Annotated in this window: 18 protein-coding genes; 10 read left to right on the top strand and 8 right to left on the bottom strand. The window is 67.9% G+C overall.

The annotated features are described in order from the left end of the window. Positions 1-40: 40 nt before the first annotated feature. Both LZ009_RS00500 and LZ009_RS00495 read right to left on the bottom strand, forming a co-directional pair. Positions 41-1138, bottom strand: a complete 1098-nt coding sequence (locus LZ009_RS00500; RefSeq protein WP_275695922.1) for a M14 family metallopeptidase — start codon at positions 1136-1138, stop codon at positions 41-43. Next, positions 1135-2331: a M20 aminoacylase family protein gene (locus LZ009_RS00495; RefSeq protein WP_275695921.1), complete on the bottom strand. Its 1197-nt coding sequence runs from the start codon at positions 2329-2331 to the stop codon at positions 1135-1137. The genes LZ009_RS00500 and LZ009_RS00495 overlap by 4 nt, the downstream gene beginning before the upstream one ends. 88 nt (positions 2332-2419) lie before the next feature. Between LZ009_RS00495 and argE the strand changes: the two genes are divergently transcribed. The 4 genes from argE to LZ009_RS00475 are packed head-to-tail and all read left to right on the top strand — an operon-like array spanning position 2420 to position 7073. Then, entirely contained in the window at positions 2420-3601 is a 1182-nt protein-coding gene (gene argE, locus LZ009_RS00490; protein WP_275695920.1) for an acetylornithine deacetylase, read from the top strand. Continuing rightward, a complete protein-coding gene (locus tag LZ009_RS00485; protein ID WP_275695919.1) occupies positions 3594-5639 on the top strand; it encodes a molybdopterin-containing oxidoreductase family protein in 2046 nt (681 codons plus the stop codon). The genes argE and LZ009_RS00485 overlap by 8 nt, the downstream gene beginning before the upstream one ends. A gap of 17 nt (positions 5640-5656) precedes the next feature. Continuing rightward, entirely contained in the window at positions 5657-6733 is a 1077-nt protein-coding gene (locus LZ009_RS00480) for an aminopeptidase (protein WP_275695918.1), read from the top strand. Next, on the top strand, positions 6726-7073 hold the full coding sequence (locus LZ009_RS00475) for a polyhydroxyalkanoic acid system family protein (protein ID WP_275695917.1): 348 nt from the start codon (positions 6726-6728) through the stop codon (positions 7071-7073). Before LZ009_RS00480 ends, LZ009_RS00475 begins: the two co-directional genes overlap by 8 nt. Here the strand turns inward: LZ009_RS00475 and LZ009_RS00470 are convergent, their stop codons facing one another. Then, positions 7074-7328, bottom strand: a complete 255-nt coding sequence (locus LZ009_RS00470) for an acyl-CoA-binding protein (RefSeq protein ID WP_275695916.1) — start codon at positions 7326-7328, stop codon at positions 7074-7076. It lies immediately after the preceding gene. Positions 7329-7403: 75 nt separating this feature from the next. Here LZ009_RS00470 and LZ009_RS00465 point away from each other — a divergent pair, with 75 nt between their 5' ends. After that, positions 7404-8837, top strand: a complete 1434-nt coding sequence (locus tag LZ009_RS00465) for a wax ester/triacylglycerol synthase family O-acyltransferase (RefSeq protein ID WP_275695915.1) — start codon at positions 7404-7406, stop codon at positions 8835-8837. Between the two features lies 1 nt (position 8838). On the opposite strand, the gene LZ009_RS00460 is transcribed toward LZ009_RS00465, so the two are convergent. From LZ009_RS00460 to LZ009_RS00440, 5 genes are all read right to left on the bottom strand, one after another. Beyond that, positions 8839-9306: a hemerythrin domain-containing protein gene (locus tag LZ009_RS00460; RefSeq protein ID WP_275695914.1), complete on the bottom strand. Its 468-nt coding sequence runs from the start codon at positions 9304-9306 to the stop codon at positions 8839-8841. Between the two features lie 63 nt (positions 9307-9369). Next, positions 9370-10143, bottom strand: a complete 774-nt coding sequence (locus LZ009_RS00455; RefSeq protein ID WP_275695913.1) for a tetratricopeptide repeat protein — start codon at positions 10141-10143, stop codon at positions 9370-9372. Positions 10144-10180: 37 nt separating this feature from the next. Continuing rightward, the gene (locus LZ009_RS00450) at positions 10181-10840 is read right to left on the bottom strand and encodes a TetR/AcrR family transcriptional regulator (RefSeq protein ID WP_275695912.1); all 660 of its coding nucleotides are present in this window, start codon (positions 10838-10840) and stop codon (positions 10181-10183) included. 2 nt (positions 10841-10842) lie between these two features. After that, positions 10843-12003: a patatin-like phospholipase family protein gene (locus LZ009_RS00445; protein ID WP_275695911.1), complete on the bottom strand. Its 1161-nt coding sequence runs from the start codon at positions 12001-12003 to the stop codon at positions 10843-10845. Positions 12004-12054: 51 nt separating this feature from the next. Beyond that, positions 12055-12579: a phasin family protein gene (locus LZ009_RS00440; protein ID WP_275695910.1), complete on the bottom strand. Its 525-nt coding sequence runs from the start codon at positions 12577-12579 to the stop codon at positions 12055-12057. A gap of 94 nt (positions 12580-12673) precedes the next feature. On the opposite strand from LZ009_RS00440, the gene LZ009_RS00435 reads away from it, so the two are divergent. The 5 genes from LZ009_RS00435 (at position 12674) to rfbC (ending at position 18153) form a co-directional block, all read left to right on the top strand. Further along, positions 12674-14659, top strand: a complete 1986-nt coding sequence (locus LZ009_RS00435; protein WP_275695909.1) for an SDR family oxidoreductase — start codon at positions 12674-12676, stop codon at positions 14657-14659. An 88-nt stretch (positions 14660-14747) separates the two neighbouring features. Continuing rightward, positions 14748-15812: a dTDP-glucose 4,6-dehydratase gene (gene rfbB, locus LZ009_RS00430; RefSeq protein ID WP_275695908.1), complete on the top strand. Its 1065-nt coding sequence runs from the start codon at positions 14748-14750 to the stop codon at positions 15810-15812. 7 nt (positions 15813-15819) lie between these two features. Then, entirely contained in the window at positions 15820-16713 is an 894-nt protein-coding gene (gene rfbD, locus LZ009_RS00425; RefSeq protein WP_275695907.1) for a dTDP-4-dehydrorhamnose reductase, read from the top strand. Positions 16714-16718: 5 nt separating this feature from the next. Then, a complete protein-coding gene (gene rfbA / locus LZ009_RS00420) occupies positions 16719-17603 on the top strand; it encodes a glucose-1-phosphate thymidylyltransferase RfbA (protein ID WP_275695906.1) in 885 nt (294 codons plus the stop codon). A 1-nt stretch (position 17604) separates the two neighbouring features. Then, complete coding sequence (gene rfbC, locus LZ009_RS00415; protein ID WP_275695905.1) at positions 17605-18153, top strand: dTDP-4-dehydrorhamnose 3,5-epimerase; 549 nt, start codon at positions 17605-17607, stop codon at positions 18151-18153. Positions 18154-18310 lie beyond the last annotated feature (157 nt).

Genomic DNA, 18310 nt, shown 5'->3' with positions numbered 1-18310 from the left:
CCTCGAACGCCCTGGGTCCCCGCCTTCGCGGGGATGACCTTCAGGAAGCCAGGCCGTCCACTGCCTGCGTCAACGCTTCCTTCGCCTGCACGACGATCTGCTCCCGCCACGCATCGCTGTCGGTATAGAACGCCTGCTTCATCCCCTGCCGGATCGCATCGGCCACCGCCGGCGCGGCCTCGGGATGCCGCCGCAGCCACTGCTCGCCTCGCAGCGCATGCAGTGACTGCAGCACCGGCACGGTTCCGTATTCCAGCGCGATCCCGGTGTACTCCGCCTGCGGGCATTCCTCGTAGGCGGCGTTGAACATCATGCCGGTGAGGAAGGCCGAGGTGGACGAGCCGTCGTAGATCGAGGTGATCGGCGTGCGGCCGCCGCCGTCCCACCAGGCGCGGCAGCGCGCCAAGCTGTCCTTGTCGTCACGCCCCGCATAGATGCGCTCGCCGACGCCGTTCGGCCCGAGGCCGGTGTGGATGTCGATCCACGCCAGCCGCGCCGCGCGGCGGCCATGCGCGCGCAGCACCTCGCGCAGGGACTGGTTGCTCCAGGTGGCGGAGCGGCCGCCGAAGAAGAGGCCGTCGGCATATTCGTACTGCCCGCCGCTGACGGCGCTCTGGTAGGCCCGCTCGCCGTGCGCGGACACCCAGTCCTGCAGCGCCTTGTTGTTGGCGGCGGTGGGCGGCCATTCGGGCGGCACCAGCAGCGCGTGCAGCTCGCGATAGGCCGCATTCACCGGCAGCGGCTTGTCGAAATCGTTGAAGTTGCGGTTCAGGTCGACGTTCTCGTGCGTCGCGCGGAAGCCGTGCGAGAAGCCGTAGGGGTTGAGCCCGTGGACGTACAGCAGCGCCACGCCGGCGGCGCGTGCGCGCTCGCGGAAGGCCGCGTCGCGCAGCGTGGCGACCTGCACGCCGCTGCCGCAGAAGCCTTCGACGCCGTGGCAGGCGCTGCTCAGGACCAGCAGCTTCGACGCGTTGGGGTCGCCGTCGCGCGCCACGTCCATGGCGAGCGCTTCGCCCTGCAGGCCGGGCAGCGGATGCGTCCTGGACTCCACCGCCACGCCGCCAGCGGCGGCGGCTTGCAGGAACTTCTCGCGGGCCTGGGCGTAGGTGGGAGCGAATGCGTCGCTCGCCCCGCTCATGCGCGGTCCCTGGCGAGCCAGGCTTCGGCCAGCCGCACCCAGTAGGTGGCGCCCAGGGGGATCAGGTCGTCGTTGAAGTCGTAGCTGGGGTTGTGCAGCATGCAGGGCCCGCCGCCGTGGCCCATCTCGCGGTGGCTGCCGTCGCCGTTGGCGATGAAGCAGTAGGCGCCCGGCTTGGCCTGCAGCATGTACGCGAAGTCCTCGGCGCCCATGGTGGGCTCCTGTACCAGCACGTTCTGCTCGCCGACGATGCTGGCCATCACGCCGCGGGCGAACTCCGCCTCGTCCTTCGAGTTCACGGTGGGCGGGTAGTTGCGCTGGAACTCGAACTCGCAGGTGGCGCCGGCGGCGGCGCTGGTGTGCTCGGCGACCTTGCGCATGCGCTGCTCGATCATGTCGAGCACTTCGGTGGTGAAGGTGCGCACCGTGCCCTGCAGCTCGCAGCTGTCGGGGATGACGTTGGTGGCTTCGCCGGCGTGGATCATGGTCACCGAAATCACGGCGGCGTCGATCGGCTTGGTGTTGCGGCTGACGATGGTCTGGAAGGCCTGCACCATCTGGCAGGCCGCCGGCACCGGGTCGATGCCCAGGTGCGGCATGGCGCCGTGGCCGCCCTTGCCGCGGATCGTGATCTTGAACTCCGAGGTGGAAGCCATGACCGGGCCGGGGCTGACGGCGAACTTGCCGACCTGGCTGCCCGGCCAGTTGTGCATGCCGAACACGGCCTCCATCGGGAACTTCTCGAACAGGCCGTCGTTGATCATCTCGCGCGCGCCGCCGCCGCCTTCCTCGGCGGGCTGGAAGATCAGATAGACCGTGCCGTCGAAGTTGCGGTTCCTGGCGAAGTGCTGCGCCGCGGCCAGCAGCATGGCGACGTGGCCGTCGTGGCCGCAGGCGTGCATCTTGCCGGCGTTCTTGCTGGCGTGGGCGAAGGTGTTGAACTCCTGCATCGGCAGGGCGTCCATGTCGGCGCGCAGGCCGAGCGCGCGCGTGGAGGTGCCGTTCTTGACGATTCCCACCACGCCGGTCGTCCCCATGCCGCGGTGGATGGGGATGCCCCACTCGGTGAGCTTGGCGGCCACCAGGTCCGCGGTGCGCTGCTCCTGGAAGCAAAGTTCGGGATGGGCGTGGATGTCGCGCCGCACGGCCGCGATGGACGCGGCCTGGGTGACGATGGAGTCGAGGAGTTGCATGGGCAGTCCGGGGTAATGCTTCTTGGAGCCGATCAGTCTAGCCGGGCAGCAAGCACCGTGCCATGAGGGGAATCCGCGACAATGGGGCATGGCTGTCACCTCCTTGTCTCCCCGTGCGCTGGAACTGGCGCAGACCCTGGTGCGCTTCAACACCGTCAGCGCCAATTCGAATCTCGACCTGATCCATTTCATCCGCGACGAGCTCGCGAAGCTCGGCGTGAAGAGCCGCCTGAGCTACAACGCCGAGAAGACCAAGGCCAACCTGTTCGCCACGCTGGGCGAGGGCAAGCCGGCCGGCCTGATCCTGTCCGGGCACACCGACACGGTGCCCTGGGACGGCCAGGCCTGGACCGTTGATCCGCTGGGCGCCGTGGTGAAGGACAGCCGCCTCTACGGCCGTGGCTCGGCCGACATGAAGAGCTTCATCGCGATCGCGGTGGCCCACGCCGAGGCCTTCCTGAACAGTCCGGCGCCGTTCGCCATCCACTACGCCTTCAGCTACGAGGAAGAAATCGGCTGCTTCGGCGTGAAGGAGCTGATCGCCGACATGCGCGACGCCAGCATCCAGCCGCTGGCCTGCATCGTGGGCGAGCCCACCAACATGGTGCCGGCCATCGCGCACAAGGGCGTCTACCGCTACCGCTGCTGCGTGCGCGGCAAGGAGGCGCATTCCTCGCTGACGCCGCAGTCGGTCAACGCGATCGAGATGGCGGCGCGGGTTGTGGGCCGGGTGCGCGACATGGCCGACCGCTTCGAGCGCGAAGAGCCGCGCTACGCAGGCTTCGACGTGCCGTTCTCCACCGCGAGCGTGGGACAGTTCCACGGCGGCATCGCCGACAACGTGGTGCCGCGCGACGCCGAGTTCCGCTACGAGTTCCGCGACCTGCCGACCGCCGACGCGCGCGAGATGCAGCAGCAGGTAGTGGCCTATGCGAAGTCGCTGGAGCCGGCGATGCAGAAGGTCGCGCCCGGCACCGGCTTCCGCTTCGAGACGATCTGCGAGATCCCCAGCTTCCTCGGCTCGGCGCAGGACGACGTGACCCGGCTGGCCCAGCGCCTGTCGGGCGAGAAGGAGACGACCAACGTGGCTTTCGGCACCGAAGCCGGCATCTTCAAGCAGGCCGGCATCCGCACCGTGGTCTGCGGCCCGGGCAGCATCACGCAGGCGCACCAGCCCGACGAATACGTCAGCCTCGAACAGCTGGCGCGTTGCCAGGCCTTCATGCAGGGGCTCTCGGAAATCCGCACGCTCGATGAAAAGAATGGTTGAGACGACGACTACCCGGCAAGTGCGCGGGGCCTGCCCGCACGACTGCCCCGACACCTGCGCGCTGGTCACCACCGTGCAGGACGGGCGCGCCATCAAGGTCCAGGGCAATCCGGCGCACCCCGCCACCGCGGGCGTGCTGTGCACCAAGGTTTCGCACTACGCGGAGCGCACCAACCATCCCGAGCGCTTGCTCACGCCGCTCAAGCGCGTGGGCCGCAAGGGCGAAGGCCGCTTCGAGCCGGTCGGCTGGGACGAGGCGCTGGATGCGATCGCGGCGCGCCTGCAGGCCATCGCCGCGCGCGACCCGCAAGCCATCCTGCCCTACAGCTACTGCGGCACCATGGGCCTGGTGCAGGGCGAGAGCATGGCCATGCGCTTCTTCCACAAGCTCGGCGCGTCGCTGCTCGATCGCACCATCTGTGCATCGGCCGGCGCCGAGGCGCTGAACCAGACCTATGGCAACCGCGTGGGCATGAAGGTGGAGTTCTTCGCCGAAGCCCGGCTGATCGTCATCTGGGGCAGCAACTCGATCGCCAGCAACCTGCACTTCTGGCGGCTCGCCAACGAGGCCAAGCGGCAGGGTGCGAAGCTCGTGTGCATCGACCCGCGGCGAAGCGAAACGGCGGAGAAGTGCCACGAGCACATCCAGCTGCTGCCCGGCACGGACGCCGCCCTGGCGCTGGCGCTGATGCACGAACTGGTCGTCAACGACTGGCTGGACCACGACTACATCGCGCAGCACACGCTGGGGTGGGAAGGCCTGCGCGAGCGGGCCATGCGCTGGACGCCCGAGCGCGCGGCGCAAGTGTGCGGCGTGCCGGCGGAGCAGATCCGCGCGCTGGCGCGCGACTACGGCACGACGAAGCCTGCGGCGATCCGCCTGAACTACGGCATGCAGCGGGTGCGCGGCGGCGGCAACGCCGTGCGGGCGATCGCCTGCCTGCCGGCGCTCACGGGCGCCTGGCGCCATCGCGCCGGCGGCATGCTGCTGTCGACTTCCGGCTACTTCCCCACCGACAAGGCGGCGTTGCAGCGGCCCGACCTGCTGGCCGGACGCACGCCGCGCACCATCAACATGGTGCAGATCGGCGACGACCTGCTGCGGCCGGCCTCGCCCGCGTTCGGTCCCGCGATCGAAGCGGTGGTCGTCTACAACAGCAACCCGCTGGCCGTGGCGCCCGAGTCGGGGCTGGTGGCGCGCGGCTTCGGCCGCGAGGACCTGTTCACCGTGGTGCTGGAGCAGTTCGCGACCGACACCGTGGACTATGCCGACTACGTGCTGCCGGCCACGACGCAGCTCGAACACTGGGACATCCACAGTTCCTACGGCCACACCGACGTGCTGTTGAACCGCCCGGCGATCGCCCCCATGGGCCAGGCGCGCACCAACACCGACGTGTTCCGCGCGCTCGCGCGGCGCATGGGCTTCGCAGATCCCTGCTTCTCCGACAGCGACGAGGCCCTGTGCCGCACCGCTTTCGGCGACCGCGTGGACTTCAACGTGCTGCTGGAGGAAGGCTTCGCTTCGCTGCAGGTGGCCGACGCGCCCTTTGCCGAAGGCCGCTTCCCGACGGCTTCCGGGCGCTGCGAGTTCTTCAGCGAACGGCTGGCGCGGCAAGGCCTGGACGGCCTGCCGGACCACCTGCCCAATTACGAAGCGGCCGGCACGTCGGAGCGCTACCCGCTGGCGATGATCTCGCCGCCGGCGCGCAACTTCCTCAACTCCAGCTTCGTCAACGTGCAGAGCCTGCGCGACATCGAGGGCGAGCCCCTGCTGGAGCTGCATGCGAGCGACGCCGCGGCGCGCGGCATCGCCGACGGCGCCATCGTCCGCGTCTTCAACGACCGCGGCGACTACCTGGTGCGCGCCCGGGTGTCGCGGCGCGCGCGGCCCGGCGTCGTCAACGGCCTGGGCATCTGGTGGCGCAAGCTGGGCCTGGGCGGCACCAACGTCAACCAGCTCACCAGCCAGAAGCTCACCGACCTCGGGCGGGCGCCGGTGTTCTACGATTGCCTGGTCGAAGTCCAACCCGCGTGAGGAAGAAAGCTCTCTACATGACCCTCGCGGCAGTGGCAGGCGCGGCAATCCTGGCGACGGCCTGCCTCACGGGGTGCAGCAACCTCGGTTACTACCTGCAGTCGGCCAGCGGCCACCTGAAGATCATGGCCGCCGCGCATCCGGTGAAGGACATCGTCCAGGACCCGAAGATGGCGCCGCGGCTGCGCGAGAGGCTGGAGCTGTCGCAGCGCATCCGCGACTACGCCAGCGCCGAACTCAAGCTGCCGGACAACCCCAGCTACCGCCGCTATGCCGACCTGCACCGCAGCGCCGCGGTGTGGAACGTCACGGCCGCGCCCGCCTACTCGCTGGAGCTCAAGACCTGGTGCTTCCCGGTGACCGGCTGCGTGGGCTATCGCGGCTACTACGACGAGGCCGACGCGCGCGCCTTGTCCGCCACGCTCGCCGGCGAAGGCTACGAGGTCAACGTCTATCCGGTCACGGCCTATTCGACGCTGGGCTGGATGAACTGGGCGGGCGGCGACCCGCTGCTGAACACCTTCCTCGGCTACCCCGAGGGCGAGCTGGCGCGGGTGATCTTCCACGAGCTCGCGCACCAGGTGATCTACATCCAGAACGACACCATGTTCAACGAGTCCTTCGCGGTGGCGGTGGAGCGCCTGGGCGGCACGCGCTGGCTGCAGACCCAGTCCACGCAGGCCGCGCGCGACGAGTACGTCGCCTTCGACAGCCGGCGCCACCAGTTCCGCGACCTGAGCCGGGCCACGCGCGAACGCCTGAAGGCCGTCTACGACGCGCCCGGCCAGTCGCCGCAGGCGAAGGAAGAAGCCAAGCGGCGCGTGCTGCAGCAGTTCCGCGACGAATACGCGCAGATGCGCGCCGCCTGGCCCGGCGACCCGGCGCGCTTTCGCGGCTACGACCGCTGGGTGAACGAGGCGAACAATGCCTTCTTCGGCGCGCAGGCGGCCTACGACGAACTGGTGCCCGGCTTCGAGGCCCTGTTCCATCGCGAAGGCGACGACTTCCCGCGCTTCTACCAGGCGGTGCGCGAACTCTCGAAGCTGCCCAAGGACCAACGACACGCCAAGCTCAAGGAGGCCGCCGGTGGCTGACATCCATATCGTGCGGACCCACACCCTGGGCCTGGCGCAGGCGCGCAAGCTGGCCTTCCGCTGGGCCGAGGTGGCCGAGGAGCAGGCCGAGATGGAGTGCACCTACGAGGAGGGCAAGACTTCGGACGTGGTGCGCTTCGAACGCCCCGGCGCCAGCGGCACGCTGAAGGTGACCAAGGACCACTTCACCCTGGACGCCCAGCTGGGCCTGCTGCTCGGCATGTTCCGCAGCCGCATCGAGGACGAGATCGTCAAGAACCTGGACCGGCTGCTGGCGGAAAAGGAGCCGCTCAAGGCCTTCGAGCACGGCCTCAAGAAGCACAAGGCCGGGAAGAAGTGATCAGCTGAGCGACTGGATCAGCTCGACGTACTGCCGCTTGGCGTCGTCGCTGCTGGTGCCTTTCAGGCCGTTCCAGGCATCCCACTTGGCGCGGCCGACCATGTCGCCGAAGCCGGGCTTCTTCTCGGTGACGTCGCCGCTGGTGGCCTGTTTGTACAGGCCGTAGATCTTCAGCAGGGTGGTGTTGTCCGGGCGCGTGGCCAGTTTCTTGGAATTGGCGACGGCGGCGTCGAAGTCGGCTTGCAGATCGGCCATGGGAATGCGTGCTCCTGGGAGTGATTGGCCGTATCTTATAGGGACGCCCCCCAAAAACAACGACGAGGAGCACGCATGAAGCAGCGCCAGCGCGCCGGCCGCAGCGAGCGCATGTCCCGGGTGGACACCGCCTGGCTGCGCATGGACTCGGCCGCGAACCTGATGATGATCATCGGCGTCTGGACGCTGCGTCCCGCCATCCGCTACGCCGACCTCTGCGCGCGGATGCAGGAGCGGCTGCTGCCCTACGCGCGCTTTCGCCAGCGTGTCGAGGAAGACGCCACCGGCGCGCGCTGGGTCGACCACGACGTCGACATCACCGAGCACGTGGTGCGCGAGCGGCTGCCCAAGGTACGCGCCGGCGGCGCGCAGGCGGCGCTGCAGCGGCGCATCGGCGAGCTGGCGATGCAGCCGCTGGATCGCAGCCGGCCGCTGTGGCAGATGCACCTGGTCGAGGACTACGAAGGCGGCAGCGCGCTGGTGGTGCGCATCCACCATTGCATCGCCGACGGCATTGCCTTGATCGCCGTGACCATGTCGCTGGTCGATGGCGGCGCCGCGCCGTCCCGCCGCGTGCGCCAGGAAGCGCCGGAAGGCGCGCAAGGCTGGTTCGCCGAGACGCTGGTCAAGCCGTTCACCGAGGTCGCCCTGAAGGCGCTGGACTCCGCCGGCGAGGGCGCGGCGCGCTCGCTGCACCTGCTGCTCGATCCGAAGCAAGGCATGGCCGGTTCGCTGGAGGTGGCGCGGCTCGCCTACCAGGTGCTGGGCGACGCCGCGGCCATGGCGCTGATGCCGGACGACTCGCCGACGCGATTGAAAGGCAGGCCGGGCAACGCCAAGCGCGTGGCCTGGTGCCCGCCGCTGCCGCTGGACGAAGTGCGGGCGGTCGGCAAGGCATTGCAATGCTCGATCAACGACGTGCTGCTGTCCTGCGTTGCCGGCGCCATCGGGCAGTACCTGCGGGCCCAGGGCGATGCCGCTGAAGGTGTCGAGATCCGCGCCATGATCCCGGTGAACCTGCGGCCGCTGGAACAGGCGCACAAGCTGGGCAACCGCTTCGGGCTGGTGCCGCTGGTGCTGCCGGTGGGGATCGCCAATCCGGTGGAGCGCCTCTACGAAGTGCGCCGGCGCATGCAGGCGCTCAAGGGCAGCACGCAGCCCTTGCTGGCCTTTGCCCTGCTCGCGGTCGCCGGCCTGCTGGTCAAGCCGGCGCAGGACGCGCTGCTGCAGCTGTTCGGCCGCAAGACCACGGCGGTGATGACCAACGTGCCGGGGCCGCGCGAGAAGCTGCGCTTCCTGGGTTCCACGCTGGAGCAGACGATGTTCTGGGTGCCGGCGTCGGGCGACATCGGCCTGGGCGTGTCGATCCTGAGCTACGGGGGCGGCGTGCAGTTCGGCGTCATCACCGATACCGCGCTGTGCCCGCAGCCGCAGGACATCATCGACCAATTCGCGCCGGAGTTCGACCGGCTCGCCTGGCTGACCCTGATGCTGCCCTGGGGCGAGTGAATCAGCTCTCGGCGGAGTTGATCGGCATCTCGCCGAGGCGGAAGGTCGCGAACTCCGCTTCGTAATCCTTCGCCAGCTGCGTCTTCTCGCGTTCGCCCAGGACCTTGCCGGCCAGCTGGAAAATCGCATGCTCCTCGTCTTCCAGGTGGTGGAAGACCTTGTCGCGCAGCTTGTGGAAGTGCGGCAGCCAGCCCGGCGAGCTCATCTCCATCTTGTTCAGCTCGTCCACCAGTTCATCCATCTCGTGGTGTTCGGCCATGCCGTGGCGGGCCTGCGCCATGGTGGAGTCGAAGCCGATCAGCGGCGTGTAGAAGCAGCGCTCCTCGGCCGCTGCGTGGGCCGCCAGCTCGTGCTTGAGTTCGCGGAACAGGCGATTGCGGTCCGGCGAATCGCCCTGCGTCTGCAGCAGCTGGGTGGCCAGCGCGCGCTGGGTGTCGTGGCTCAGGCGAAGGGCTTCGAAGATGTTCATGGGACGCGATTCTTCCCGGCCCCAGGCGGGGAGCCTGTAGGCCCCAGGCTCATCCGCGCGTCCTCACTCCGCGAGTTCGGCGCGCGCGAGCTCCACGTCCAGCCGCTCCATGGCGTCGGCGGGTGCCAGCGCCGCCGCCTGCTCGTAGAGCCGCGTGGCCTCCTTCATGCGCTTGTCGCCCTCGAGCATCACCAGGCCGTTGGCATATTCGATCAGCGCGATCGGGGAGTTGGGATGAATCGCCAGGGCCTGCTGGAACATCTTCAGCCCCGCTTCCTTCTTGGCGCCGTAGGTCATGCCGCCGATCAGCGTGCCCACCTTGTCGATCACCTCCGCATGGAAGGCGCCCAGCGCGATGTGCGCATCGGCGTGGCGCGGCTGCAGGGCGATGGCGTGCTCCAGCGCATCCTTGACCTTGCTGCCCAGGCCTTGCGCCAGCGCCTTGGCGACGCTGATGCCCTGGCTGTAGCGGCCCAGCGCATAGGCCTGCCAGTACCAGGCATTGGGGTTGGAAGGCTCGGCGGCGGCCTGCGCCTCGGCCCGCTGCGCGGCTTCGAGGAAGAGGTCGAGCCGCGTCTTTTCCTTCTTCTCGAGGTAGTTGGCGTAGATGCAGGCCGCCTTGTTGGCCGCCGTCAGTCCGCTCGGCCCGGCCTTCAGCCCGGCTTCCATCGCCTGGAAGAACTCGCCGTTGTGGAAGAAAACCCAGGCGTCGAGGGCGGCCGGGTCCGTGGGCAGCGGCTCGGCGTCGCCCGCGTGCAGGCGGCTCCAGTTCCGGCGCAGCGCGGCGGCGTCGTACTGGAATTCGCCCAGGTGCGGGAAGGCCGTCCACTTGGCCATTCGGCTTGTCTCCGGTTGCGGACCGATGGTCCCGGCGCTAGGGGCTCCCGCTGTACGCGCCCGCCAGTTGCAGCAAGTGCTGGCGCTGCGCCGGTTCCAGATAGGGTACCAGCAGATGAAGCACGTGGTGTGCGCCGCGCAGCAAGGCCTGCTGCGCGCTGCCCGGCTCCAGGGCATGGCGCGGGTCGCGCACGTACTCGTAACTCAGCCAGTAGGTCAGCACGACCACCATGCTGGTGGCCATCGGTTCGGCTTCACGCGTGTCGATGCGCACCGCGCCCGAACGGCTCATGCCATCGAGCAGCGCACGCACGGCCTTGGTCTTGTTCTTCAGCACGTGCTGGAAATGCGTTTCGAGCAGCCGGTTCTTGGACAGCAGGTCGTTCAGGTCGCGGTAGAGGAAGCGGTACTGCCAGATCAGCTCGAACAGCGTGTGCAGGAAGAACCAGGCGTCCTCGACGTCGCGGACGTCGCCCGCGGCCGCCAGCAACTCCCCCAGCGCACGCTCGTAGCGGTCGAACAGGGAGTTGATCAGCTCGTCCTTGGCCGGGTAGTGGTAGTAGAGGTTGCCGGGGCTGATGTTCAGCTCGGCCGAGATCAAGGTGGTGGAAACGTTGGGTTCGCCGAAGCGGTTGAACAGGTCCAGCGTGACCTCGAGGATGCGTTCGGCCGTGCGGCGCGGGGCTTTCTTGGCCATGCTCAGGCCGGGCGCAGGCGGCGGTCGATGCTGTCCAGGGCCTGCCCCAGGTCGGCCAGCGTGCGCCCGAGGCGGTGGCGTGGGGGCGCCTGCGCGATCAGGCTGCGGCTTGTGTCCGCCAGCAGGTCCGCCCGCAGCACCAGCCCATGGCGCGCGAACATCGGCGCCAGCTGGCCGTGGCGCGCCAGCAGCTGCGCACGGGTCTGCCGGTACGCGTGCTCGGCCAGCTCGCGCCGCCGCCGGTAGCTGAAGGCGCTGGCGAGGTGCACGCGGGCGTCGTCGGGCTCGGGTTCCAGCAGGACGATGTCGGTGCCCGGATAGGCCCGCGCGTAGTTCCGCATCGCGGCCTCGAGCCGCGAGTGGATCAGGGCGCGCAAGGTCTGTCCCAGCACCGCGGGCAGGCCGCCCTCGGCGATGCGCGCCGTGCCGCGGTAGGGCGCCAGCGGGTTCAGGCAAAGCAGCAGGTCGGTGCCTTCCTCGAGCGCCACCGAGGCGTGCAGCGTCTTCTTCAGGGCGCCGTCGACGAAGGAATGGCCGTCGATGTCGACCGGGGGGAACAGGCCGGGCAGGGCGGCCGTCGCCTGCACGGCCCGCGAAATGGGGACGTGGTCCCAGCCCTTGCCGCCCAGGGCGACGGCGTCGCCGCTATCCAGGTCGGTGGCGACCAGGCTCAGGCGCGCGCGCAGCTGGCGGAAGTCGTTGCTGCGGCCGCCCTGGCTGAAGACGCGGGCGAGCCGGCGGTGGATTTCCTCGTTGGCAAACAGGCCGGTGGGGATGGCCGGACCGAATTCGGCCAGCAGCGCGGCCCAGCGCCATGGGCCGGCCAGCGCGGAGGCGGCCAGCAGGGGCAGCCGCAGGGCGCGCCGCGCGAACTCGGCGTACGCGGGCACCATCAGCCAGGCCGGATCGAAGGCTTCCGCCGCCTCGCCGCCGCCGTCCTCGACGAAGGCGGCGCACAGGGCGCGCGGCGACAGGCCGTTGGCGAGCGATGCCGCGATGAAGCCGCCGGCGGAGACGCCCACGTAGTGCTGCAGCCGGGTGCAGTCGAGGCCGTCGACGGCCTCTTCCAGCGCGCACAGCGCGCCGATCTCGTAGACGGCGGCGAGCGGGCCGCCGCCGGCCAGGGCCAGGGCGATGCGGGGAGCCGCGCGGGTCTTCCTCATGCGTTGCGAGTGTAGGGCGCCGGCCGGCGCCCGTCACCTCGCTGGCTCCGTCTATTCCGCGGCCTTGCGCGCGGTCTTGCGCGGCGCCTTGGCCGCGGCCTTGCCGGCCGGCGCCTTCTTCGCCACGCGGCGCGCCGGACTGGCCGCCCCGCCGTTCATCCGGGCGACATTGCGATTGAGCTCCTCGACCCGGGCGGCCAGCGCGGCGACGTCCTTGGCCGTGGGCACGCCCAGGCTCTTGAGCGCGCGCGCCACGCGGTCCTCGAAGATGTTCTCCAGCTTGTCCCACTGGCCGGTGGCCTTGGAGGAGAGATCGGTGGCCATCGCCGACATCCGGGTGGTGGCCTCGCTCAATTTGCCTTCGGCGGCCGCCTGCGTCTTGCGCTGCAGGCCCACGCCTTCCTTCACCAGCGCCTCGAACACCTTGCCGCCTTCCTCCTGCGCCTTGGAAAAGGCGCCCAGGCCGGCCAGCCAGATCTGCTGCGCCGACTCGCGCACGGTGCTGGCGAGCTGGGCGGACGAGGGGCCGGCAGCGGCGGCCTCGTCGCCGGACGTCTTGTGGATCTTCTTCACCATGGCGGTCTCCTGGTCAGTCTGGCTTGAATTTAACGCGGCGGCGGCGTGGCCGTTTAGGTGCCTCCTCCTAGAATGGCCGGCCAAGGAGGCTGCCATGCACTACTTCGTCACCGGCGCGACCGGGTTCATCGGCAAGCGCTTGGTCCGCAAGCTGCTGGAACGCAAGGGCGCCGTCGTCCACTTCCTGCTGCGGCCGCAAAGCGAGGACAAGGTGGCGGAACTGCGCGCCTTCTGGGGCGTGGGCGCGGCGCGCGCCATTCCCGTGTTCGGCGACCTCACGGCGAAGAAGCTGGGCGTGGCCGCCGACGAAGTGAAGAAGCTCAAGGGCCAGGTCGGCCACTTCTTCCACCTCGCCGCGGTCTACGACCTGGCGGCCGACGAGGAAAGCCAGGTCGAGGTGAACGTGGCCGGCACGCGCAACACGGTCGACTTCGCCCGGGCCATCGACGCGGGGCATTTCCACCACGTGTCGTCGATCGCCGCGGCCGGGCTGTACGAAGGCGTGTTCCGCGAGGACATGTTCGAGGAGGCCGAGAACGTCGACCACCCGTACTTCATGACCAAGCACGAGAGCGAGAAGATCGTGCGGCAGGAGGCGAAGCTGCCCTGGACGGTCTACCGCCCGGCGATGGTGGTGGGCGACAGCCGCACTGGCGAGATGGACAAGGTCGACGGGCCGTACTACTTCTTCAAGCTGATCCAGCGCATGCGCCAGCTGCTGCCGCCCTGGATGCCGGCCATCGGGCTGGAGGGCGGGCGCATCAACATCGTGCCGGTCGACTACGTGGTCGACGCGCTGGACCACATCGCGCACCAGGATGGGATCGCCGGCAAGGCCTTCCACCTGGTCGACCCGATGGGCTACCGCGTGGGCGACGTGCTGGACATCTTCAGCCGCGCGGCCCACGCGCCGCGCATGAACCTGTTCATCAACGCGGCGCTGCTGGGATTCATCCCGAAGAGCGTGAAGAAGGGGCTGATGGCGGTGGCGCCGGTGCGGCGCATCCGCGCCGCGGTGATGAACGACCTGGGCCTGCCCGAGGACATCCTCACCTTCGTCAACTACCCGACCCGCTTCGACAGCCGCGAGGCCGAGGCCCGCCTCAAGGGGTCCGGCATCGCCTGCCCCAACCTGAAGGACTACGCCTGGCGCCTGTGGGACTACTGGGAGCGCCACCTGGACCCCGACCTGCACATCGACCGCACCCTGCGCGGCACGGTGGGCGGCAAGGTGGTGCTGGTGACCGGCGGTTCTTCGGGCATCGGGCTGGCCGCCGCGCACAAGTTCGCCGAGGCCGGCGCCACCACCATCATCTGCGGGCGCGACCAGGACAAGCTCGACGAGGCCTGCGCGGAAGCGAAGGCCAAAGGCTACGAGTTCGTCGCCTACCCGGCCGACCTCGCCGACATGGCGGACTGCGACCGTTTCGTGCAGCTGCTGGTGGAGCAGCATGGCGGCGTCGACTTCCTGATCAACAACGCCGGCCGCTCGATCCGCCGCGCCATCGAGGCGAGCTACGACCGCTTCCACGACTACGAGCGCACGATGCAGCTGAATTACTTCGGCTGCCTGCGCGTGACCATGGGGCTGCTGCCCGGCATGGTGGCCAGGCGGCGGGGCCACGTGGTCAACATCAGCTCGATCGGCGTGCTGACCAATGCGCCGCGCTTCTCCGCCTACGTCGCCTCCAAGGCGGCGCTGGATGCCTGGACGCGCTGCGCCGCCAGCGAATTCCAGGACCAGGGCATCACCTTCACGACGATCAACATGCCGCTGGTGCGCACGCCCATGATCGCGCCCACCAAGATCTACAACAACGTGCCCACCCTGGCGCCGGAAGAAGCGGCCGACATGATCGCCGAGGCCTGCATCGCCAAACCGGTGCGCATCGCCACCCGCCTGGGCATCACCGGCCAGCTGTTGCACGCCTTGGTTCCGCGTGTCGCGCAGGTGGCGATGAACACCAGCTTCCGCATGTTCCCGGACTCGTCGGCAGCCAAGGGAGACAAGGGCGCGAAGCCGCAGTTGTCGGCGGAAGCGGTGGCTTTGCAGCAGATGATGCGGGGCATCCATTTTTGAAGGGTCGCGCCGCTCCGATCGAAGGAGAAGCTGCCGCGGGTCGCTTTTTGGCGGATGAGATAATTCACCGCATCACAAGGGTATCTGCATGATCCTCGTCACCGGCGGCGCCGGCTTCATTGGCTCCAATTTCGTGCTCGACTGGCTGCGGGCCAACGGCGAAGCCGTGGTGAACCTCGACAAGTTGACCTACGCCGGCAACCTTGAGAACCTCGCGTCGCTGAAAAACAACCCGGGGCACGTCTTCGTGCATGGCGACATCGGCGACCCGAAGCTGGTGGCCGAGTTGCTGACGCGCCATCGGCCGCGCGCGATCGTGAATTTCGCCGCAGAGTCCCACGTTGACCGCTCCATCCACAGTCCTGGCAGTTTCATCGAAACGAATGTCGTCGGCAGCTTCCGCCTGCTGGAAGCGGCGCGTGGTTATTGGGATGCTTTGCAGGGCGCGCAGAAGGACGGGTTTCGCTTCCTGCACGTTTCGACCGACGAAGTCTACGGTTCGCTCACCCCCGGCGATGCTGCCTTCCGCGAGGACAACCGCTACGAACCGAACAGTCCTTATTCGGCCAGCAAGGCCGCGAGCGACCACTTGGTGCGTGCCTACCACCACACGTACGGTCTGCCGGTGCTGACAACCAACTGCTCGAACAACTACGGCCCTTATCACTTCCCCGAGAAGCTGATCCCGTTGGTGATCGTCAACGCGCTGGCCGACAAGCCGCTGCCCGTGTACGGCGACGGCATGCAGATCCGAGATTGGCTGTATGTAGGCGACCATTGCAGCGCGATTCGAAGGGTGCTGGAAGCAGGCCGTGTGGGCGAGACCTACAACGTGGGCGGGTGGAACGAGAAGCCGAACATCGAGATAGTCCAGACGATCTGCGCGCTGCTCGACGAGTTGCGCCCGCGTGTGGCCGGGGGCAGTTACGCGCAGCAGATCACCTACGTCAAGGACCGTCCCGGCCATGATCGCCGCTATGCCATTGACGCCCGCAAGATCAAGCGCGAACTGGGCTGGAAGCCGGCCGAAACCTTCGAAACGGGCATCCGCAAGACGGTGCAGTGGTATCTGGATCACGGTGATTGGGTGCAACGCGTGCAAAGCGGTGTCTACCGCGAGTGGATCGCGGCCCAGTACGAGCGAGCGGCCTAGGACCGGTGTGAAAATCCTGTTGTTCGGTCGCAACGGCCAAGTGGGCTGGGAGCTGCAGCGCAGCCTCGCGCCGCTGGGTGAAGTCGTTGCGCTCGACTCCCAAGGCGAGGAGGAGCTCGTCGGGGCCTTCACCGACCTGAAGGGACTGGCGAGTACCGTCGTCAAGGTGAGACCCGATGTCATCGTCAACGCCGCCGCCTATACGGCGGTCGACAAGGCGGAGAGCGAGCCGGAATTGGCTCGCACTGTCAATGCACTGGCACCCGGCGTCCTGGCGGAGGCGGCCAACGAGGTAGGCGCTGCCCTGATCCACTACTCCACCGATTACGTGTTCGACGGCAGCGGCAGCCGCGCCTGGCGCGAAGATGACGCCACCGGCCCCCTCAATGTCTACGGCAGCACGAAGCTCGAAGGCGAACAATGCGTTGTCCGCGCCCTGCCCCGCCACCTGGTGTTTCGCACCAGCTGGGTCTACGCGGCGCGCGGAGGCAATTTCGCCAAGACCATGCTGCGGCTGGCGCGTGAACGCTCCGAGCTGATGGTGATCGACGACCAGCATGGCGCCCCGACCGGCGCCGAATTGCTGGCGGACGTCACGGCCCATGCATTGCGCGCGCTGCTGGCCGATCCGCGCAAGGCTGGAACGTATCACTTGGCTGCAGAGGGGGCCACCACTTGGCACGGATACGCCCGCTTCGTGCTGGAGCACGCACGTCAGGCGGGACAGGACCTGAAGGCGGGCGCGGCCCATGTGCGCGCCGTGCCGACCTCCGCCTTTCCGACCCCGGCGCGCCGCCCCCATAATTCCCGGCTGGACACGGCGCGCCTGCGAGCCGCTTTCGGCCTCACGCTGCCCCCGTGGCAAAACGGCGTGGCTCGCATGCTCCAGGAAATCCTTTGACCCCCATGACGCGACGCAAAGGCATCATTCTCGCCGGCGGCTCCGGCACCCGCTTGCATCCAGCGACCCTGGCATTGAGCAAGCAACTGCTGCCGGTGTACGACAAACCCATGGTGTATTACCCGCTGTCGACACTGATGCTTGCGGGCATGCGCGACATCCTGGTGATCAGCACTCCCCAGGACACGCCGCGCTTCCAGCAGTTGCTCGGTGACGGCGCGCAATGGGGCCTGAACCTGCAGTACGCAGTGCAGCCCAGCCCCGACGGGCTGGCGCAGGCTTTCATCATCGGGGACAAGTTCATCGGCAACGACCCGAGTGCGCTCGTGCTGGGAGACAACATTTTCTATGGCCACGATCTCGCGCCGATGCTGGCGGCCGCCGATGGGCAGGCGCATGGCGCCACCGTGTTCGCGTACCACGTCAATGATCCGGAGCGTTACGGCGTCGTGGCTTTCGACGCTGATGGCAAGGCGAGCAGCATCGAAGAAAAGCCGAAGGAGCCGAAGAGCAACTACGCCGTGACCGGTCTCTATTTCTATGACCGGCAAGTAGTCGAGATCGCCAAGGCCGTCACGCCAAGCGCACGCGGCGAGCTCGAGATCACCGCGGTCAACCAAGCCTACCTGGAGCAGGGGCACCTGTCCGTTCAGATCATGAAGCGGGGCTATGCGTGGCTGGACACCGGCACACATGACAGCCTGCTGGAAGCCAGCCAGTTCATTGCCACGCTGGAGCATCGCCAAGGTCTGAAGATCGCTTGTCCGGAAGAGATCGCATGGCGCTCGGGTTTGATCGATACCGCCCAATTGGAGCGGCTGGCGGAGCCGATGAAGAAGAACGGGTATGGCCAGTATCTGCTGCAGTTGGTCCGGGACGGGGGAAAGTGACATGAAGGTATTGCCAACGGCCATTCCCGATGTGCTAGTGCTCGAACCGAAAGTGTTTGGAGACGAGCGCGGGTTTTTTTTTGAAAGCTACAACGAAGCTGTTTTTCACGGACAAACTGGCCTGCATGTGCGCTTTGTGCAGGACAACCACTCCTGTTCTGCGCAGGGGGTGTTGCGAGGCCTGCACTATCAGCTCGAACAGCCGCAGGGCAAGCTTGTTAGGGTGTCCCGCGGCAAGGTATTCGACGTTGCGGTGGATCTGCGCCGCTCTTCGGCGACTTTCGGGCGATGGGTCGGCGAAGAACTCAGCGCGGAGAATCACCGCCAAATGTGGATACCTCCCGGATTCGCGCATGGCTTCCTGGTGCTGAGCGACACTGCCGAATTCCTGTACAAGACGACAGATTTCTACGCCCCGCAATACGAACACTGCCTCGCCTGGAACGACCCTGAGGTCGGAATCACATGGCCGTTGGGGCTGGCGAGCCCATCGGTTTCGGCCAAGGACGCTCAGGGCGGATGGTTGCGCGATGCTCAAACCTATCCATGAGGGACGCGGACAGGAGCTGTTTCATTTCGACGCATACGCCGGTGCACCATCTGTCTTGGGATTTTCCCCAATGTACGCGCGGGCGATCCCATGTGGATGTGAGAGAATGATCCAAGGCAAGCTCCCTGCGTAGGTGCTTGCATCCCGGTCGGCGGCT

It is taken from the genome of Ramlibacter paludis (assembly GCF_022012305.1).
GTDB classification, from domain to species: domain Bacteria; phylum Pseudomonadota; class Gammaproteobacteria; order Burkholderiales; family Burkholderiaceae_C; genus Ramlibacter; species Ramlibacter paludis.
The sequence above is the reverse complement of the archived record's forward strand: the minus strand, read 5'-3'. Positions and strand labels throughout refer to the sequence as shown.